This window comes from Massilia sp. Masssp94 (genome assembly GCF_059491305.1).
In genome coordinates, this window is the sequence record NZ_CP168501.1 from 2,761,868 (window position 1) to 2,780,261 (window position 18,394).

Here is an 18,394-nt window from a genome sequence, read left to right on the forward strand (position 1 = left end):
AGCCTTTTCAACGAGGGTCGAACGCAGGTCAGGTGTTGAGCTGCTCGGCGTCGCCCAGTTTGTCCTTGTACGAATCGAAGATCTTGACCAGCGCGTCGCGCATGGAGACCTGCGGCTTCCAGCCCAGTTCCGAGACCGTGTTCTCGATCTTCGGCACACGGTTCTGCACGTCCTGGTAGCCGGTGCCGTAGTAGGCGCCCGAGCTCGTTTCGACCAGCTTCACCTGCTTGGCCGTCTCGCGGTATTCCGGATACTCGGCAGCCAGGTCCAGCATCATGCCGGCCAGTTCGCGGATCGAATAATTGTTGACCGGGTTGCCCACGTTGAAGATCTTGCCGGTGGCCTTGCCGTCCTTGTTCTCGATGATGCGCATCAGCGCGTCGATGCCGTCGTCGACATAGGTGAACGAACGCTTCTGCTGGCCGCCGTCGACCAGCTGGATCGGTTCGCCGCGCACGATGTGGCCCAGGAACTGGGTCAGCACGCGCGAGGAGCCCTCTTTCGGCGTGTGGATCGAATCCAGGCCGGCGCCGATCCAGTTGAACGGACGGAACAGCGTGAAATTCAGGCCTTCCATGCCGTAGCCCCAGATCACGCGGTCCATCAGCTGCTTGGCGCAGGCGTAGATCCAGCGCGGCTTGTTGATCGGGCCGTAGACCAGTTCCGAGTTCTCCGGATCGAATTCCGAGTCCGGGCTCATGCCGTAGACTTCCGACGTCGACGGGAAAATCAGGTGTTTCTTGTACTTGGCGGCCGAGCGGACGATCGGCAGGTTCGCCTCGAAGTCCAGTTCGAAGACGCGCAGCGGCTCCTTCACGTACGTCGACGGCGTCGCGATCGCCACCAGCGGGAGGATCACGTCGCACTTCTTGACGTGGTACTCGACCCACTCCTTGTTGATGGTGATGTCGCCTTCAAAAAAGTGCATGCGCGGATGGTCCAGCAGATGCGCGATCCGCTCGGAGTTCATGTCCATGCCATACACTTCCCAATCGGTCGTCTCCAGGATGCGCTTGGAGAGATGGTGGCCGATAAAACCGTTGACGCCGAGGATGAGGACTTTTTTCATTTCAGGTAGGAAACATTTTCACGTATCGCCCGATTATACCACCGCGCAAATTCACGCAAACCCGCCTCCAGTGACGTCGTGGGTTTGTAGCCGACCCAGTCCTGCAGCTTGCTGGTATCGGCGTGCGTGGCCGGCACGTCGCCCGGCTGCATCGGCTGGAAGTCCAGCGTCGCCTTGACATCGAGCGCGCCTTCCAGCGTGCGAATGAAGTCCAGCACCTGCACCGGCGTCTGGTTGCCGATGTTGAAGATGGCGTGCGGCGGCTTGCCTTCCGGTTTGGTCGGCTTGAACAGCAGACGGACGACGCCTTCGACGATGTCGTCGATATAGGTGAAGTCGCGGTACAGCTTGCCTTCGGCGAACACGGGGATCGCCTCGCCCGCCAGCATCTTGCGCGCGAAGCTGAAATAGGCCATGTCCGGGCGGCCCCACGGTCCATACACCGTGAAGAAGCGCAGGCCCGTCGTCGGAATGCCGTACAGATGGCTATACGAATGGGCCATCAGCTCGTTCGACTTCTTCGTCGCGGCATACAGCGACACGGGCGCGTCGGTGACGTCATCCTCGCTGAACGGCGTCTTGGCGTTGGCGCCGTAGACGCTGCTGCTGCTCGCGTACAACAGGTGCTCGACCTTGTGGTTGCGGCACGCTTCCAGCATGTGGCCGAACGCGACGAGATTCGCCTGTACGTACGCGGCCGGGTTCTTCAGCGAATAGCGCACGCCGGCCTGGGCGGCCAGGTGCACGACGAGCGCCGGTTTCACGCGCTCGAACAGCGCGGCCACCTGCTCGCCGTCGCTCAGTTCGACGGTCTCGCAAGTCACGCCGGCCGGTTTCAACAGCGCCTCGACGCGGTGGTGCTTCAGCGCCGGGTCGTAGTAATCGTTGAAGTTGTCGCAGCCGACCACGGTGTGACCCATGGCGGTCAGGCGCACCGCCACCGCGCTGCCGATGAAGCCGGCGGCGCCGGTGACGAGGATCGTTCCCTTGTTGCTCACTGCGTCCGTCATTGCTCGACTTTCCCCGAACGGCGGCCGATGCCTTCGTAGACGAGGCCGGCGGCGGCGAAGGCGTCCGGATCGTAGATGTTACGACCGTCGAACACGGCCTTCAGTTTCAGGTTCTCGGCCAGGAACGGCAGGTCCGGCGCGCGGAATTCCTTCCATTCCGTGACCAGCACGAGCACGTCCGCGCCTTCGACGGCCTGTTTGGCCGACTCGACGATGCGCAGACGGGTATTGCACAGGTCCTCGCCATGCTCGGCCACCAGGACACGCTTCGCCTCGGTGCTGGCGACCGGGTCGTAGGCGACCACGTTGGCGCCCGCGTCGAACAGCGACTTGACCAGGATGCGGCTCGGCGCTTCGCGCATGTCGTCCGTATTCGGCTTGAACGACAGGCCCCACAGGGCGATCGTCTTGCCGTTCAGGTTGTTTGCGCCGCCGAAGAAGCGCACCAGCTTCGTGAACAGCACGTTCTTCTGTTCTTCGTTGACCTTCTCGGTCGCGGTCAGCAGGTGCAGCTGCTTGTCATGGTCGGACGCGGTCTTGATCAGCGCCTTGACGTCCTTCGGGAAGCAGGAACCGCCATAGCCCATGCCGGCGTACAGGAAGTCCGGACCGATGCGCGGGTCCATGCCGATGCCCAGGCGCACGGCCTCGATGTCGGCGCCCAGCAGTTCGGACAGGTTGGCCAGCTCGTTCATGAAGCTGATGCGGGTGGCCAGCATCGCGTTCGCCGCGTACTTCGTCAGCTCGGCGCTGCGGATGTCCATCTCGACGAATTTCTCGTGGTTGCGGCTGAACGGCGCGTACAGCTGGCGCATCTGCTTGCCGGCTTCGGCGTCGTCGAAACCGACCACGATGCGGTCCGGCTTCATGAAGTCGTCGATGGCGGCGCCTTCTTTCAGGAATTCGGGGTTGCTGACGACATGGAACGCGACGTTCACACCGCGTTTCTCCAGTTCGCCCGCGATGGCGCGTTTCACTTTTTCAGCGGTGCCGACGGGCACGGTCGACTTGTCGACGATCACGGCCGGCTTCGTCAGGCGCTCGCCGATGCTGCGCGCGGCCGAGAGGATGTGGGTCAGGTCGGCGCTGCCGTCTTCGTCCGGCGGCGTACCGACGGCCAGGAAGATGATGTCGGCGTGGCTGACGGCGTCGTCGTAGTTCGACGAGAACAGCAGGCGGCCGGCGGCGGCGTTGCGCTGGACGAGGTTGTCCAGGCCGGGTTCGTGGATCGGGATGACCCCGTCCTTCAACATCGTGATCTTGCGCGTATCGACGTCCAGGCACAGCACGGTGTTGCCGACGTCGGCGAAGCAGGCGCCAGACACCAGTCCGACGTAACCAGTCCCGATAACTGAAATTTTCATGATCTTCTACAGATTGAGGTAAGGGACCATGGGACGCCCGCGCTGCATGCCGGTTCGCCTCATGAGGGAGTGGGCCGGAGGACTTGCCGCCGGGTTAATAACTAGACGAATTTATCACAGATTTCTGGCGAGCACGCTACACGTTTGCTTTTTTGCTATTAAACTGGAGGACGTTCCGTTAGAAAAGCCAAGTAATTGCAATCTATTACATAATAGATGCTACGCTCTGCTATTCCGCCCTGCGCACATCGTCGATGAAGCTCCTTACATTCAGTTCCCTCTTCCCGAACACGGTCAAACCCAGCCACGGCATCTTTGTCGAGACAAGATTGCGTTACCTGCTCGCCAGCGGCCAGGTCGAATCGAAAGTCGTCGCGCCCGTGCCCTGGTTCCCGTCGCAGCACCCGCGTTTCGGCGACTACGCGGCCTTTTCCAAGGTGCCGGCGCGTGAAACCCGCTACGACATCGAGGTCACGCACCCCCGCTACCTCGTCATTCCGAAGGTCGGGATGACCGCGGCGCCGTGGCTGATGGCCCAGGCCTGCAAGAAAGAGATCGGGCGCATCATCGACGAGGGCTATGACTTCGACGTCATCGACGCGCACTATTTTTATCCGGACGGCGTCGCCGCGGTGATGCTGGGCAAGTACTTCAACAAGCCCGTCGTCATTACGGCCCGCGGTACCGACATTAACCTGATTCCGCAGTTCACGCTGCCGAGAAAGCAGCTCATGTGGGCGGCAAACAACGCGGCCGGCATGATCACGGTGTGCCAGGCATTGCGCGAAGAAATGATCGGCCTCGGCATTCCGGGCGACCGCATCGTCTCGCTGCGCAACGGCGTCGACCTGCAGCGCTTCGTGCCGATGGACCGCGCGGCCGCGCGCGCCCAGCTGGGCATCGACGGCTTCACCGTCATTTCCGTCGGCGTGCTCGACCCGCGCAAGGCGCACGACCTGACCATCGGCGCGCTGCCGATGCTGCCGGACGTGAAACTGCTCATTGCCGGCATCGGACCGGAGCGCAAGAAGCTGGAAGCGCTGGCCGCCAGCCTGGGCGTGACCGACCGCGTCAAATTCCTCGGCGCCGTCGCACAGACCGAGCTCAAGCATTACTACAACGCGGCCGATGCGATGATCCTCGCGTCCAGCCGCGAAGGCTGGGCCAACGTGCTGCTCGAGTCGATGGCCTGCGGCACGCCGGTCGTTGCATCCAACGTGTGGGGCACGCCGGAAGTCGTGGCCAGGCCGGAAGCCGGCGTGCTGATGAAGGAACGCACGGCGAAAGGCATCGCCGAGGCGCTGACGGAACTGCGCAGCAGCTACCCGGACCACGCGGCCACCCGCCGCTATGCCGAGGGTTTCAGCTGGGACGACACGACCAACGGGCAACTGACGTTGTTTTCGCGCATCATCAACAGCCGCGGCAGCTTGCCGGCCGGCAAGCGCGCCGTCGCCTGACGGGACTCCCGCGCATCCCGGCGTCGCACCGGGGCCGCGGGAGGGTTATACTGGACCGCAGTCCCCTTTCGCTCATCGCCCATGCGCTCCAGCTTCAAGAACGTTGCCCTGGTCACCCTCGGTGTGATCCTCGGGGTCGGCGTCACGATGCAATATTCGGCCCTGGCCCACAAGCCGGTGGACGGCATGCCCATCGAGGGCCTGCACCAGCTGGCGCATGCCTACAACACGATCAAGGCCGACTACGTCGAGCCCGTCGAAGACCGCAAGCTCCTCACGCAGGCCGTCTCCGGCATGGTGGGCGCGCTCGACCCGCACTCGGCCTACCTGGACCGCAAGGCCTACCGCGAACTGCGCGAAGGGACCGAAGGCAAATTCGTCGGCCTGGGCATCGAGATCAACCAGAGCGAAGAAGGCTATGTCCGCATCGTCACCCCGATCGAGGACGCCCCGGCCGCCCGCGCCGGCATCCAGGCGGGCGATTTGATCACGCACGTCGACGGCGCGGCGGTGAAGGACATGGACCTCGACGAGGCCATCAAGCGCATGCGCGGCGAGCCGCACACGAAGGTCGTGCTCACGGTGCTGCGCAAGAACGCCCCGGCGCCGCTGTCGTTCACGATCGTGCGCGACGAGATCGTGCAGAAGAGCGTGAAGGGCAAGATCGTCGCGCCCGGCTACGCGTGGGTGCGCGTGTCGCAGTTCCAGGAACCGACCGTCGAGGATCTCGCGAATAAACTGGCCGCGCTCGCGCGCGCGGAACCGAACCTGAAAGGTCTCGTGCTCGACCTGCGCAACGACCCGGGCGGCCTGCTGCAGGGCGCGATTGGCGTCTCCGCCGCGTTCCTGCCGAAGAATGCCGAGATCGTCTCGACGAACGGCCAGCTGGACGATTCGAAGGCCCGCTTCTACGGCAGCCCCGAGTACTACCTGCTCAGCCGCGGCAACGATCCGCTCGACAAGGTGCCGGACCTGTATAAAACGATTCCGATGGTCGTCCTCGTGAACACGGGTTCGGCATCGGCATCGGAAATCGTCGCGGGTGCGCTGCAGGACCATAAACGCGCCGCCATCGTCGGCAGCCAGACGTTCGGCAAGGGTTCGGTGCAGACGATCCGCCCGCTGGCCGGCGACACCGCGGTGAAACTGACGACCGCACGCTATTACACGCCCAGCGGCCGCTCGATCCAGGCGCGCGGCATCGTGCCCGACGTCCCCGTCGACGAGAACGCCGACGGCGACGGCCTGAACGCCCTGCGCATGCGCGAAGCCGACCTGCAGCACCACCTCAAGAACGACACCAGCCGCGCGGGCGAGGAAGCGACGAACCACGACGACATCGAGGAGCAGATGCGGATCCTCGCCGCCGAACGCACCCGCAAGCCGCTGGAATTCGGCAGCGCGGACGATTTTCAGTTGACCCAGGCGCTGCACCATCTGCAAGGCCTGCCCGTACAGTTATCCAAACGCGCCACGCCGCCCGCCTCGCTCGCCCAACAGGCTCACTGATTCCGCACAACGCCTGTACTGACGGGCTTCCTGTGGAATGGACCCTCGGTTCCCACCGTCAGTACGATTGTGTAGAATCGCCTGATTCAGGGAGTGTTGCCTCCCGTTATAGTCTATGAAAGCTAGTCAAACATGAAACCTGTCGTCATCAGCGGCACCGGCCTGTTCACGCCACCGAATTCGATCTCCAACGATGAGCTGGTGACGGCGTTCAACCAGTACGTCGAGCTGTTCAACGCGGAGCACGCCGGGAAGATCGCGGCCGGCGAGGTTACCGCGCTGGAACCGTCCAGCAGCGCCTTCATCGAAAAAGCGTCGGGTATCAAGTCGCGCTACGTGATGGAAAAGGCCGGCATCCTCGATCCCACGCACATGACGCCGCGCATCAAGGAGCGCGCCGACGAGGAACTGTCGCTGCAGGCCGAGATCTGCGTCGCCGCCGCCCGTGAAGCCCTCGCGCGCGCGGGCCGCACGCCGGCCGACATCGACATGGTCCTCGTCGCCGCCAGCAACATGCAGCGCGCCTACCCGGCGATGGCTGTCGAGGTGCAGGAAGCGCTCGGCATCGACGGCTACGGCTTCGACATGAACGTGGCCTGCTCGTCCGCCACGTTCGCGATCCAGACCGCCGCCGCCGCCGTCCAGACGGGCCAGGCGCGCGCCGTGCTCGTGCTCGATCCGGAAATCACGAGCGCCCACCTGAACTTCCGCGACCGCGACAGCCATTTCATCTTCGGCGACGCGTGCACCGCGATGGTCATCGAAGCGGCCGACACGGCCACGAGCGCCCACCAGTTCGAGATCCTCGATTCGAAACTCAAGACGAAGTTCTCGAACAATATCCGCAACAACTACGGCTTCATGAACCGTTTCGACGAAGACGGTATCGGCCAGCCCGATAAACTGTTCCGCCAGCAGGGCCGCAAGGTGTTCAAGGAAGTGTGCCCGATGGCGGCCGCGATGATCCGCGACACCGTCGAGCACGCGGGCCTGAAGATCGAGGACATCTCCCGTTTCTGGCTGCACCAGGCGAACCTGAGCATGAACCAGCTGATCGCGCGCACCCTGCTGGGCCGCGACGCCACGCCGGACGAAGCGCCGGTGATCCTCGACCGCTACGCGAACACGTCGTCGGCCGGCTCGATCATCGCATTCCACTCGCACCAGGACGACCTGCCCAGCGGCGCCAACGGCGTCATTTGCTCGTTCGGCGCCGGCTATTCGATCGGCTGCGTCGTCGTGCGTAAAAGGTAGTTCCAGTCCTACAAAGGTGCGCTCCCTCTTCCTCTGGAATAGCCCGTTCCCCGCGCGCATGATCCTCTTGTCAGCCCAGCTCACAGGAGGATCAAATGTCGAAACAAAAAGGACCGGACACCACGCGTTCGCGCGGCATCGCCAAGGAAAAAACCGTCACCGTCGCGGAAGACAGCCAGCAGCCGCGCGCGCCGGGCTGGGTGGCGCCGGGTGGGGCCAACGTCCAGTCGGCCAATATCGAACAGCAGGGCGCATCGCTGCGCGCGCGCGGCTCGCTGCAGGGTAGTCTCAACGACAACGTGGGCGGCCAGCGCGGCGGTCCCGGCGCCCAGCAGGCCGGCTGGAGCGCCCGCCAGAGCGCCCAGCGCATGCAGGCGCGCGGCGAAGAAGACCGCCTGAACGCATCGCGCCAGTCGGGCTACGGCGGCATGGAACAGCAACAGAAAGGCGGCTCGCTGGAATCCTCGACGGGCTCCCGGCAGAGCGACCTCGACACGCCGCGCCAGGGTGACCAGACGGCGCAGCCGGCGTCGGATTCCCGCAGCAAGAAGAGCAAGAAACGCAGCAGCTAGGACCCGGCGGCTCGTCTTATAAACGCGCCGCCAGCTCCGCGCCTTCGCGGATCGCCCGCTTCGCATCCAGTTCGGCCGCCAATGCCGCGCCGCCGATCTTGTGGAATGCGGGCCCGCCCTGCAGCCCTTCCGGCGGCATCAGTTCCGCCAGGCTTTCCTGCCCGGCGCAGATCACCACATTGTCCACTTCCAGCAATTTCGCCTGCCCGCCCACGGTGATGTGCAGGCCCGCGTCGTCGATGCGGTCGTACTGCACGCCCGCCAGCATCGCGACACCGTTGCGTGCCAGCGTGGCGCGGTGCACCCAGCCCGACGTCTTGCCCAGGCCCGCGCCCGGACGCGTCGACTTGCGCTGCAGGAGCCAGATGCTGCGCGCGGGCGTCACGCCATGCGGCTTCACGAGGCCGCCCGGCGCGGCCACGGCCAGGTCGACGCCCCATTCGCCGGCCCAGTCCGCGACGGGTTGCGGGCGCGGCGCGTTGGCGTCGTGGACCAGGAACTCCGCCGTGTCGAAGCCGATGCCGCCGGCGCCGATGATCGCCACGCGCGGGCCGACGGGCGCGCGGTCGCGCAGCACGTCCAGGTAGGACAGCACCTTCGGATGCGCTATGCCCTCGATGCGGGGACGGCGCATCGTGACACCGGTCGCCACGATCACGTCGTCGTAGCCGGCCGCGACGAGTTCCTCGCGCGTGACGCGCTGGCCGAGCCGCAGTTCCACGCCCGTCAGCGCCAGCTGGCGGCCGAAATAGCGGATGGTTTCCGCGAATTCTTCCTTGCCGGGGATGCGCATGGCGATGTTGAACTGGCCGCCGATCCGCTCAAGCGCATCGAACAGCGTGACGGCATGGCCGCGCTGCGCCGCCACCGTCGCGGCGGACAATCCCGCCGGCCCGGCGCCGACGACGGCGATGCGCTTGCGCTGGCGTGTCGGCGTGTACACCAGTTCCGTCTCGTGGCATGCGCGCGGGTTCACGAGACAGGTCGCGCGCTTGTTGACGAACGTGTGGTCCAGGCACGCCTGGTTGCAGGCGATGCACGTGTTGATGCGGTCCGCGTGGCCCGCCGCGGCCTTGTTCACCCAATCGGGATCGGCCAGGAACGGCCGCGCCATCGACACCATGTCCGCGCTGCCCTCGGCCAGCAGCTGCTCCGCGTCGGCCGGCATGTTGATGCGGTTCGACGCGACGACAGGAATCCTGACGGCATCCCGCAGCCGCGCCGCAACCGACGCAAAGGCAGCGCGCGGCACCGACGTGACGATGGTCGGGATGCGTGCCTCGTGCCAGCCGTAGCCCGTGTTGAGGATCGTGGTGCCGGCGTCCTCCAGTGCCTGCGCCACCTGTACGACTTCGTCCCACGTGTTGCCGCCGTCGACGAGGTCCAGCACGGAGTGACGCACCATCACGATGAACTCGCGCCCGACGGCCGCGCGGATGCGGCGCACGATCTCCACCGGCAGGCGCATGCGGTTCTCGATGCTGCCGCCCCACGCGTCCGTGCGGCGGTTCGTGCGCGCGCACAGGAACTGGTTGATCAGGTAGCCCTCGCTGCCCATCACCTCGACGCCGTCGTAGCCGGCGCGTCTGGCAAGTGTCGCGCAGCGGACATAGGCCGCGATGGTCGACTCGATGCCGCGTGCCGTCAGCGCGCGCGGGCGGAACGGGGAAATCGGCGACTTGACGTTCGAGGCGGAGACGACGAGCGGCTGGTAGCCGTAGCGGCCCGCATGCAGGATCTGCAGCAGGATCTTGCCGCCCTCTTCGTGCACGGCGCGCGTGACGCGGCGGTGATTCAGGACGTCGGCGCGGAAGTTCAGCGTGCCGCCGAACGGCAGCAGCCAGCCCTGGCGGTTCGGCGAGATGCCGCCGGTGACGATCAGGCCCGCGCCGCCGCGCGCACGCTCGCGGTAGAACGCGGCCAGTTTCCCGTAGTTCCAGAAACGGTCTTCGAGCCCCGTGTGCATCGACCCCATGATCACGCGGTTCTTCAGCGTCGTGAAGCCGAGGTCGAGGGGAGACAGCAGGTGGGGATAAGCGGTGTCGGGGAGCGAGGCGGTCATGGGCACGACGTGAGTGATGATCCCGGCATTACACCGGGATTTCGTCGAGCCGTGGTTCTAATCGCGACACGCGCGAACGTCAGGCCGGATAACTCTCCGGCGTGCGCAGTTCCGCGAACTGCTCGATGCTGCCGATGCGCACGCTGACAGGGTTCAGGCTGGTATGCGGCGCCAGGGAGCGCCACGCGAACTTCCACTCCTTTTCGCGCGCGTCGGAAATCGGGCGGGAAAAGGCCGAGCCCAGGCGCGAGCGGATGCCGTATTCGACGGGGCCGTCGATGCCGGCCCAGTTGGGCAACGTGCGCTGGACGGCGCGGTGCAGGCGCTCGCCGAATTCTTCCGTGTTGTGGATGACGAGGCAGCTGTCGGCCGGGCCGAGGACGTCGAACAGGCTCCGGTTCCACGCCGTGGAAAGCGACAGGGTCAGGAAGCCGTTCTCGGGCTGGAGCTTGAACTGGCCGGTGGACAGCGCCAGTTCCAGCTCGGCGCGCAGGCCGTAGCGATGCAGGGTGGGGGGACGTTGATAGTCGTTCATGATGGTCTCGATTCGTAAAAACTAGTCCGGCCCGACCGGAACGTCGTGGCGGTGGATGCGCATGTAGCGGAACGAGACGGACACTTCGCGCAGCAGGAAAATGAAGCTGGCAATCAGGGCGACCATGGCCACCACGAACATGCCGGCGATGTAGCGGTCGAGCGGCAGATTGGTGGTATCGCCGAGGAACAGGCAGGCGATGATCACGCAGATCAGGAAGCCGCAGCCGGTGCTGGCCGTGATCGCATAATTGATCAGCCGCCAGCGCTGGTACAACACGTCGAGCTCCTCGCTGCAATCCGGATCCGGCCCCTTGCTCAGTTCGATCTTGAGGTCGCGGGTACGGTCGATGATGCGCGCGAGGCGGTTCATCAGTACCGTCAGCTTGGTCGCCACGCCGGTCAGCAGGAACACGGGCGCGATCGACAGCTGGATGACATGGCCGATGTCGTTGGTCTGGATATTCATGCGGGTAGCTTGTCGTTATTGTAAGAAGCTGGGGACAGTGTAGCAGGCGGCGGCCTCGGTCCAAATCGACGCCGTTTCAATCGAAACGGCCGTGTCGCTTGAACTGTTCCGTGGCGGCGACGAGGGCGCGGGCGATGCCCGCTTCCAGCGCGCCGTGGCCGGCGTCCGGGATCATGCGCAGGCGCGACCCGGCCCAGGCCTGGTGCAGGCGGTACGCGGACAGCGGCGGGCAGATCACGTCGTAGCGCCCCTGCACGATCACGGCCGGCAGGTGGGAGATACGGCCGACGTCGCGCAGCAGCTGGTCGGGCTCGAGGAAGCCGCCGTGCGCCATGTAGTGCGATTCGAGCCGGCCCACGCCCAGGTCGAGCGTGTCGGACGCGTGCTCTTCTTCCTGCGGCAGCAGGAACACGCGGCGGCCCTCGAAGCGGCTCCACGCGCGCGCGGCGGGCCAGTACTGCTGCGGATCGTCGCACAGCAGGCGCTTCGTGTACGCCTTCAGCAAATCGCCCCGTTCCTCGACGGGAATCGGTGCGATGAATTCGTCGTACAGCTCCGGATAGAACCACTGCACGCCGTACAGGAAGAATTCGATCTCGGCCGGCGTGCACAGGAAAATCCCGCGCAGGACGAAGCCGAGGCAGCGCTCCGGGTGCGCCTGCCCGTAGGCCAGCGCCAGGGTCGAGCCCCACGAGCCGCCGAACACGAGCCAGCGCTCGATGCCGAACATGGCGCGCAGGCGTTCGATGTCCTCGATGAGCAGCTGCGTCGTGTTGTTGCGCCACTCGCCCAGCGGCGTCGACTTGCCGGCGCCGCGCTGGTCGAACAGGATCACGCGGTAGGTGCTCGGGTCGAAGAAGCGGCGGTGCTGCGGCGACAGGCCCGCGCCCGGACCGCCGTGCAGGAACACGACGGGAATGCCGTTCGGGTTGCCCACTTCTTCCCAATAGATCGTGTGCAGGTCGTCCACGGCCAGCATGCCATGACGGTGCGGGAGGATGGGCGGGAACAGCGACGGCGGGGTGGCGGGCATGATCGGTCAGCGAAAAAACGACAACCGATTGTAGCCTACCGCCCGGCCATTCTAGAAGAAAGTGTTGAGCGCGAAGCGTACCGCGTAGTCGTCGTCCACGGCCAGCAGCAGCGGCCAGCGGTCGAACGTCGTGCACGGATGCGAGATGCCGCAGCCGACCAGGTCCCCCACCGCGAGCATGTCGCGCACGGGGCCTTCCGGCAGGCGCAGGTACGCGTGCTGGTCGTTCATCTTGACGATCTCGCAGCCGTCCGGCAGCGCGTGCGCGGCGCCGGGACCGGGCCGGTGGTGCCACAGCGGCACCGGCAGGCCGGCATCGTGCGACGCGTCGCGCTTGCCCATCGTGAGGATCGCGAGGCCCGGTTCGGGGCGCGACTGCACGACGCTCCAGATCTCCAGCGCCGGCCGCAGGCCCGCTTCCGGCTCGACGCCTTCGCGCGCGTCGAGTGCGGCGATGTGGCGCTGGTACATGCCGTGGTCGCTCGTCAGGTAGCAGCCGCTGCGCAGCACGGGCACGAGCGGCAGCGACAGGCCGTGCAGCTCCTGGAAGCCGCGCGCGACGAGGTCGAAGTACGACGAGCCGCCCGCCGTCACGAGGATCTCGCGCGTGCCGAACAGGCCTTCGTCATCGGCCTCGCGCACGAGCGCACACAGGCGCGCGACGAAGCTCGAGACGGCCCGCAGGTCGGCATCGTGGTCGTCCGATACCAGCAAGCCTTCATAGCCTTCGAAGCCGGCCAGCACGAGACCCGGCGCGCGCTCGATGGCCCGCGCCACCGTCAGCGCTTCCTCGGGCGTGCGGCAGCCGGCGCGCTTGCCGGACAGGCCCAGTTCGACGAGCACGGACAAGGGTCGCGTGAGCGGGTGATTTTCGACTTCCTCGGCCAGGCGCGCCGCGCCCGCGAGCGAATCGGCCAGCACGACGCATTCGAAGCCGGGATCCTCGTGCAGCAGCTGCAGCACCATGCGCACGTCGCTGCGCGCGACGAGCTGGTTCGCGACCAGCACACGGCGCACGCCGAAGCGGTGCGCGACCCGCACCTGCACGGCGTTCGCCAAGGTGATGCCCCAGGCGCCATTCGCGAGCTGGGCGCCGAACAGCTGCGGGCACATCGTCGTCTTGCCGTGCGGGGCGATGCGCACGCCGTGGCGCTCGCAGAAATCGCGCATCCATTCGAGGTTGTGGCGCAGCGCAGACGTTTTCAGTACCGCGACGGGAAAACTCGTGTCGCCATGCAGCACGTTCCAGCCCTGCACGCCGATCGCGCCCTGGCGCAGCGGCGCCGTCAACGGCAAGCCCTTCACACCGGGCTGCAGCATCTGTTCTTCGAGACTGGACAAGGCCAGCGCGCCGTGCGGCAATGCGTTCATGGTGTTTCCCTTCGCAACTCGTCCTCGAGATCGACGCGCAGCAGGCCCGGCGTCGGCATCACGCCCTTCGAACCGGGCGTGCGGAAGATGCCGGGCAAGAGGCCATCCTGCTGCAGCTGGGGCAGCAGCTCGGATAGCAGCTCGTCCAGCGAAAAGGCCTGGGGTTCATAGCCTTCCCATTCGAATTCCGCGCACAGCCGGGCGAATTCCTCGTCCGGCCACATCGCGAACACGAGCGTGCCGTCGTCCTTGTTCGCGAGCGCCCAGCCGTTGCGGTACAGGCCCCACACGGTGCCCGACGCGGCGACCCGCTTGACGAAATATTCATAGCGCTGCGGCGCCGGCAGGCGCACCACGGCCTTCACTTGTTCAGCATCGATCATTCAATTATCCCACGCGCGCCCGGCGGCGGCCGTCGGGACGAGCATACGACATCTGCCCTCCACCGCGGCGCGCAGGCCAACACCGGGGTCAGAGCCCGTTTTTTGGAAATTGCCCAAAATCGGGCTCTGACCCCGGTGTTTAGACGCAGATCGGCATAGGGGCGGCCAGTTGTCTGGCCGGTCCCCTGCCACACCACCCGGCGTGCGGGTCCGCACCGGGCGGTTCGAGTAGTTGAGGTTAGGTGAGGCGTGGCATGCCAAGACGGTCGAAGTAGGCAATCGTTAGCGCATTGTTCAAGGCAAACTTGCTGTTATGCCACCAGCGACGGCTGTTTCTTGCCACCAGCAGTGCAACGTTCGGTTTTGCCCCTAGCTTCAGCAGTTCACGGTAGATCGTCGTCCCTCGCTTCCAGTGCTTGAGGTGAAGTGCTCGCATCCGGTGCCGCATCCATTCATCCAGCCTGTTTAGGACCTTTGGGGTTTGCGCCAGACCGAAGTAGCCTTTCCATCCCAGCACATAAGAGCGCAGGCTTTCAATCACCTGCATGATGCTGCGTCCGCCGGACCGGCGGGTGAGTTCTCTGATCTTTTGCCGAAACGCCTCCTGCGCCTTCTTCGACACCGCACGTTTTACCTCGCCTTTTCCGGTCATATAAAGCTCGTAGCCGAGAAATTTGCGGCCAAACGCCTGGCTTACCGCACTTTTCGATTCGTTGATCTTCAAGTGCAGCTTGTCATATTGACGCTTGAGCAGAGCCATCACCCGCTCGCCTGCCTTCTGGCTGCGCACGTACACGTTGCAGTCATCGGCATAGCGGGCGAAGCGGTGTCCCCGTCGCTCCAGCTCACGATCCACCTCGTCGAGAAGCACATTGGCCAGTAGCGGAGAAAGCGGACCGCCTTGCGGCGTCCCTTCTCCCCGCTCGAGCACCACGCCGCCATTCATGATGCCCGCGTTCAGGTAGGCGCGCACTAGCCGGATGATTCCGGCGTCCTTCACGCGTTTCCCTAGACGGTCGATCAGAATGTCGTGGTTGACTCGATCGAAGAACTTCGACAGATCGACGTCGACCACGGTGCGGTAGCCCTGCTGCACGTACCACTGTGCTGCAAGCACGGCATCTCGCGCACGACGGCCGGGCCGGAACCCGTGGCTGTGTTCACTAAAAGTGGGATCGATCAGGGGTTGCAGCACCTGCAACAGCGCCTGCTGAATCAAACGGTCGGTCACGGTGGGTATCCCCAGTTCACGCTCGCTCCCGTCCGGCTTCGGTATGCCGACGCGCCGTACCGGCATGGGCCGGTACGTGCCTTCCATCAGTTGCTGCCTGATGGTGGGCCAAGCGTGCTTCAGGCGTTGTCCGGTTTGGGCAATGTCCAGACCGTCGGCGCCTGCGGCTCCCTTGTTCGCCTTCACGCGTTTCCACGCGCGTTGCATGTTCTCCCTCGCGAGCGCTTGCGTGAGCAAGTCTCGCCCTGTGCCTTCCAGTCCCTGTCGCGGGAGCCGTGTTTCATCGCTGGACGCTTGGGACGGGGCTTCACCCCGCCTTGCCGCGACCCGCCCCGCTTTTGCGGGCATCTGATGCCGTACACAGTTCATCGACACGTTGTTGGACACTCCTACTCGTTCGGCCCTTCGCTGAAAAAAAAAAAAAACTCAGCTACTACGGCCTCTGCTGACTTCTCGCTCCGATTTTTTTTTTCGTCGCCCTTTCAGGCGTGAGGCGAGATCTCCCCAGGTAAGAACGCACTCCTTCCCTGCACAACCGCCGGATCTACGCCGCTTCGCCTTGACCACAAGAGCTTCGCGGTTTTTGGCCCGCTCGCCCTGCTCGGCAGCGCCTTGTATCCGATTCTTGTTCATCGGCTCGCAGTTTCGCTCCACGCTTCCTCCCCACAGTCGGTCGCCCTCGTGCAGTTGCGCTTCGCTTCGCTCGCTGTGGTCAGCTCGCGGCGGGACTTCCACCCACAAGAGTGCGCCCATGCTGGGCGCACCAAAAAAAACACCGCCCGGAGGCGGTGTCGATGCGTCGCAAGCGCGGCCGCTTACTGCATGTGCTGGCCGCCGTTGATGGCGATGTTAGCGCCGGTGACGAAGGCGGCTTCGTCCGACGACAGGTACGCGACCAGGCCAGCCACTTCTTCCGGCTTGCCCAGGCGGCCCATCGGGATCTGCGGCAGGATCTTCGATTCCAGCACTTCGGCCGGGATGTCGGTGACCATCTTGGTGCCGATGTAGCCCGGCGAGATGGTGTTCACGGTGACGCCCTTGCGCGCCACTTCCAGCGCCAGGGCCTTCGTGAACCCGTGGATGCCGGCCTTGGCCGCCGAGTAGTTGGTCTGGCCGAACGCGCCCTTCTGGCCATTGACGGACGAGATGTTGATGACGCGGCCCCAGCCGCGCTCGACCATGCCGTCGGCGACGGGCTTGGTCATGTTGAACACGGAATCCAGGTTGGTCTTCATGACCGCATCCCAGTTGACCTTGTCCATCTTCTTGAAGGTCATGTCGCGCGTGATACCGGCGTTGTTGACCAGCACGTCGACGGGGCCGACTTCCTGCACGACCTTGGCCACGCAGGCCTGGGCGGAGTCGTAATCGGACACGTCGCATTCATACGCCTTGAAGTCATGGCCCTGTTCGCGCATTGCAGCAAGCCAGCCTTCCGCTTTCTTGCTGCCCGGCGAGTACGTCGTCACGACCTTGTAGCCGAGCGCCGCCAGCTTGATACAGATCGCTTCACCCAGGCCGCCCATGCCGCCGGTCACTAATGCCACTCTAGCCATTGTCTTCTCCTAGTTTTGCACACACTTGTTAACTACGGATACCGGCACGGCGCCCCAGCGGTAGCGCCGTGCGGGTGTTTAATCGCGCTCGACTGCCAGGGCAACGCCCATGCCACCGCCGATGCACAGGGCAGCGAGGCCCTTCTTGGCGTCGCGGCGGACCATTTCGTGCAGCAGGCTCACCAGCACGCGCGCGCCCGAGGCGCCGATCGGGTGGCCCAGCGCGATCGCGCCGCCGTTGACGTTGATCTTCGACGTGTCCCAGCCCATCTGCTTGTTGACGGCGACGGCCTGGGCGGCGAAGGCTTCGTTGATTTCCATCAGGTCGACTTCTTCGTGCTTCCAGCCGGCCTTTTCCAGCGCCTGGCGGGCGGCGTCGACGGGGCCCATGCCCATGATGGCCGGGTCCAGGCCGGCCGACGAATACCCCTTGATGCGGGCGATCGGGGTCAGGCCCAGTTCCTTCGCTTTCGAGGCCGACATCATGATCACGGCGGCGGCGCCGTCGTTCAGGCCGGATGCGTTGCCGGCGGTGACGGTGCCCTCCTTGTTGAAGGCCGGACGCAGGCTGGCCAGGCCTTCCAGCGTGGCGCCGTGCTTCGGATACTCGTCGGTATCGAACACGGTGGTGCCCTTCTTGGAGGCGATCTCGATCGGGATGATCTCGTCCTTGAACTTGCCGGCCTTTTGCGCGGCTTCCGCCTTCAGCTGCGACTGCAACGCGAATTCGTCCTGTTCCTGGCGCGAGATTTCGTACTTGCGCGCGACGTTCTCGGCCGTCACGCCCATGTGGTACTGGTTGTAGACATCCCACAGGCCGTCGACGATCATCGTGTCGGTCAGCTTGGCATCGCCCATGCGGAAGCCGTCGCGCGAACCGTTCAGCACGTGCGGCGAGGCGCTCATGTTTTCCTGGCCGCCGGCGATCACGATCGAGGCGTCGCCGCACTTGATGGCCTGGGCCGCCAGGTGGGTGGCGCGCAGGCCGGAGCCGCATACCATGTTCAGGGTGAACGCCGGGACCTTGTCCGGCAGGCCGCTCTTGATGACCGCCTGGCGCGCCGGGTTCTGGCCGACGCCGGCCGTCAGGACCTGGCCCATGATGACTTCGCTGACCGCGGCCGGATCGATGCCGGTCTTCGTCAGCAGGTGCTTGATGACCTGGGCGCCTAGCTCGGCAGCCGGAATTTTTGAGAGCGTGCCACCGAACTTGCCGATTGCAGTACGGCCTGCGGCCACGATTACGACATCTTCCATATCAATCTCCGGTATCCCGGCCCCAGCGGCCGGGGTTCAATGAGTGGACAGCCCTGCTGTCGGCCTTTTTCTGCCCAGGCCTGGAAGAATTCGAACACCAGCACAACGCGCGCTTGAGGAATCACAATCTCCGCTCAAGCTTGGACAGAAAGCCAACAATATTAGTGACCTCGCTTAAATCTTGTTTAAGCAAAATCAATCTTATCAGCTTATTCATCGGAAAAAACAGCCTTTTTATTGATTTTGCTTAAGGCTGAGCA

16 protein-coding genes are annotated in these 18,394 nt (G+C 64.8%); 4 read left to right on the forward strand and 12 right to left on the reverse strand.

The features are described from left to right. Positions 1-28 precede the first annotated feature (28 nt). Genes ACEN9G_RS12230 through ACEN9G_RS12240 form a run of 3 tightly spaced genes read right to left on the reverse strand, consistent with a single transcriptional unit; the run spans position 29 to position 3,443 of the window. A complete protein-coding gene (locus tag ACEN9G_RS12230; RefSeq protein WP_056134049.1) occupies positions 29-1,069 on the reverse strand; it encodes a bifunctional UDP-4-keto-pentose/UDP-xylose synthase in 1,041 nt (346 codons plus the stop codon). Continuing rightward, complete coding sequence (locus ACEN9G_RS12235) at positions 1,066-2,079, reverse strand: NAD-dependent epimerase/dehydratase family protein (RefSeq protein ID WP_413337642.1); 1,014 nt, start codon at positions 2,077-2,079, stop codon at positions 1,066-1,068. The genes ACEN9G_RS12230 and ACEN9G_RS12235 overlap by 4 nt, the downstream gene beginning before the upstream one ends. Further along, the gene (locus tag ACEN9G_RS12240) at positions 2,076-3,443 is read right to left on the reverse strand and encodes a UDP-glucose dehydrogenase family protein (RefSeq protein ID WP_413337643.1); all 1,368 of its coding nucleotides are present in this window, start codon (positions 3,441-3,443) and stop codon (positions 2,076-2,078) included. The genes ACEN9G_RS12235 and ACEN9G_RS12240 overlap by 4 nt, the downstream gene beginning before the upstream one ends. A 254-nt stretch (positions 3,444-3,697) precedes the next feature. Here ACEN9G_RS12240 and ACEN9G_RS12245 point away from each other — a divergent pair, with 254 nt between their 5' ends. The 4 genes from ACEN9G_RS12245 to ACEN9G_RS12260 all read left to right on the forward strand — a co-directional run bounded on the left by ACEN9G_RS12245 (position 3,698) and on the right by ACEN9G_RS12260 (position 8,238). Further along, entirely contained in the window at positions 3,698-4,903 is a 1,206-nt protein-coding gene (locus ACEN9G_RS12245) for a glycosyltransferase family 4 protein (protein WP_413337644.1), read from the forward strand. Between the two features lie 81 nt (positions 4,904-4,984). After that, positions 4,985-6,412, forward strand: a complete 1,428-nt coding sequence (locus ACEN9G_RS12250) for a S41 family peptidase (protein ID WP_413337645.1) — start codon at positions 4,985-4,987, stop codon at positions 6,410-6,412. Between the two features lie 132 nt (positions 6,413-6,544). Further along, a complete protein-coding gene (locus ACEN9G_RS12255) occupies positions 6,545-7,666 on the forward strand; it encodes a beta-ketoacyl-ACP synthase III (protein ID WP_413337646.1) in 1,122 nt (373 codons plus the stop codon). Between the two features lie 95 nt (positions 7,667-7,761). Further along, positions 7,762-8,238 (forward strand): hypothetical protein, encoded by a 477-nt coding sequence (locus tag ACEN9G_RS12260; protein WP_413337647.1) that lies wholly within the window; start codon positions 7,762-7,764, stop codon positions 8,236-8,238. Between the two features lie 16 nt (positions 8,239-8,254). On the opposite strand, the gene ACEN9G_RS12265 is transcribed toward ACEN9G_RS12260, so the two are convergent. The 9 genes from ACEN9G_RS12265 to ACEN9G_RS12305 form a co-directional block, all read right to left on the reverse strand. Further along, the gene (locus ACEN9G_RS12265; RefSeq protein ID WP_483126678.1) at positions 8,255-10,300 is read right to left on the reverse strand and encodes a 2,4-dienoyl-CoA reductase FMN-binding domain-containing protein; all 2,046 of its coding nucleotides are present in this window, start codon (positions 10,298-10,300) and stop codon (positions 8,255-8,257) included. 79 nt (positions 10,301-10,379) lie between these two features. After that, positions 10,380-10,835, reverse strand: coding sequence for a hypothetical protein (locus tag ACEN9G_RS12270; RefSeq protein WP_413343399.1), 456 nt, complete (start codon positions 10,833-10,835; stop codon positions 10,380-10,382). A 21-nt stretch (positions 10,836-10,856) separates the two neighbouring features. Continuing rightward, positions 10,857-11,303 (reverse strand): DUF2721 domain-containing protein, encoded by a 447-nt coding sequence (locus ACEN9G_RS12275; RefSeq protein ID WP_413343401.1) that lies wholly within the window; start codon positions 11,301-11,303, stop codon positions 10,857-10,859. Between the two features lie 76 nt (positions 11,304-11,379). Then, entirely contained in the window at positions 11,380-12,336 is a 957-nt protein-coding gene (pip, locus tag ACEN9G_RS12280; RefSeq protein ID WP_413343403.1) for a prolyl aminopeptidase, read from the reverse strand. A 51-nt stretch (positions 12,337-12,387) separates the two neighbouring features. Beyond that, on the reverse strand, positions 12,388-13,707 hold the full coding sequence (locus ACEN9G_RS12285) for an amino acid deaminase (protein WP_413343405.1): 1,320 nt from the start codon (positions 13,705-13,707) through the stop codon (positions 12,388-12,390). Next, positions 13,704-14,090: a DUF2750 domain-containing protein gene (locus ACEN9G_RS12290; RefSeq protein WP_413343407.1), complete on the reverse strand. Its 387-nt coding sequence runs from the start codon at positions 14,088-14,090 to the stop codon at positions 13,704-13,706. The genes ACEN9G_RS12285 and ACEN9G_RS12290 overlap by 4 nt, the downstream gene beginning before the upstream one ends. Positions 14,091-14,328: 238 nt before the next feature. Beyond that, positions 14,329-15,690 carry a group II intron reverse transcriptase/maturase gene (gene ltrA, locus ACEN9G_RS12295; protein WP_413345805.1) on the reverse strand — a complete coding sequence of 454 codons (1,362 nt, stop codon included), beginning with the start codon at positions 15,688-15,690 and terminating at the stop codon, positions 14,329-14,331. A gap of 446 nt (positions 15,691-16,136) precedes the next feature. Continuing rightward, on the reverse strand, positions 16,137-16,877 hold the full coding sequence (phbB, locus tag ACEN9G_RS12300; protein WP_413341947.1) for an acetoacetyl-CoA reductase: 741 nt from the start codon (positions 16,875-16,877) through the stop codon (positions 16,137-16,139). Positions 16,878-16,955: 78 nt separating this feature from the next. After that, the gene (locus ACEN9G_RS12305) at positions 16,956-18,134 is read right to left on the reverse strand and encodes an acetyl-CoA C-acetyltransferase (protein WP_413341949.1); all 1,179 of its coding nucleotides are present in this window, start codon (positions 18,132-18,134) and stop codon (positions 16,956-16,958) included. Positions 18,135-18,394: the final 260 nt, after the last annotated feature.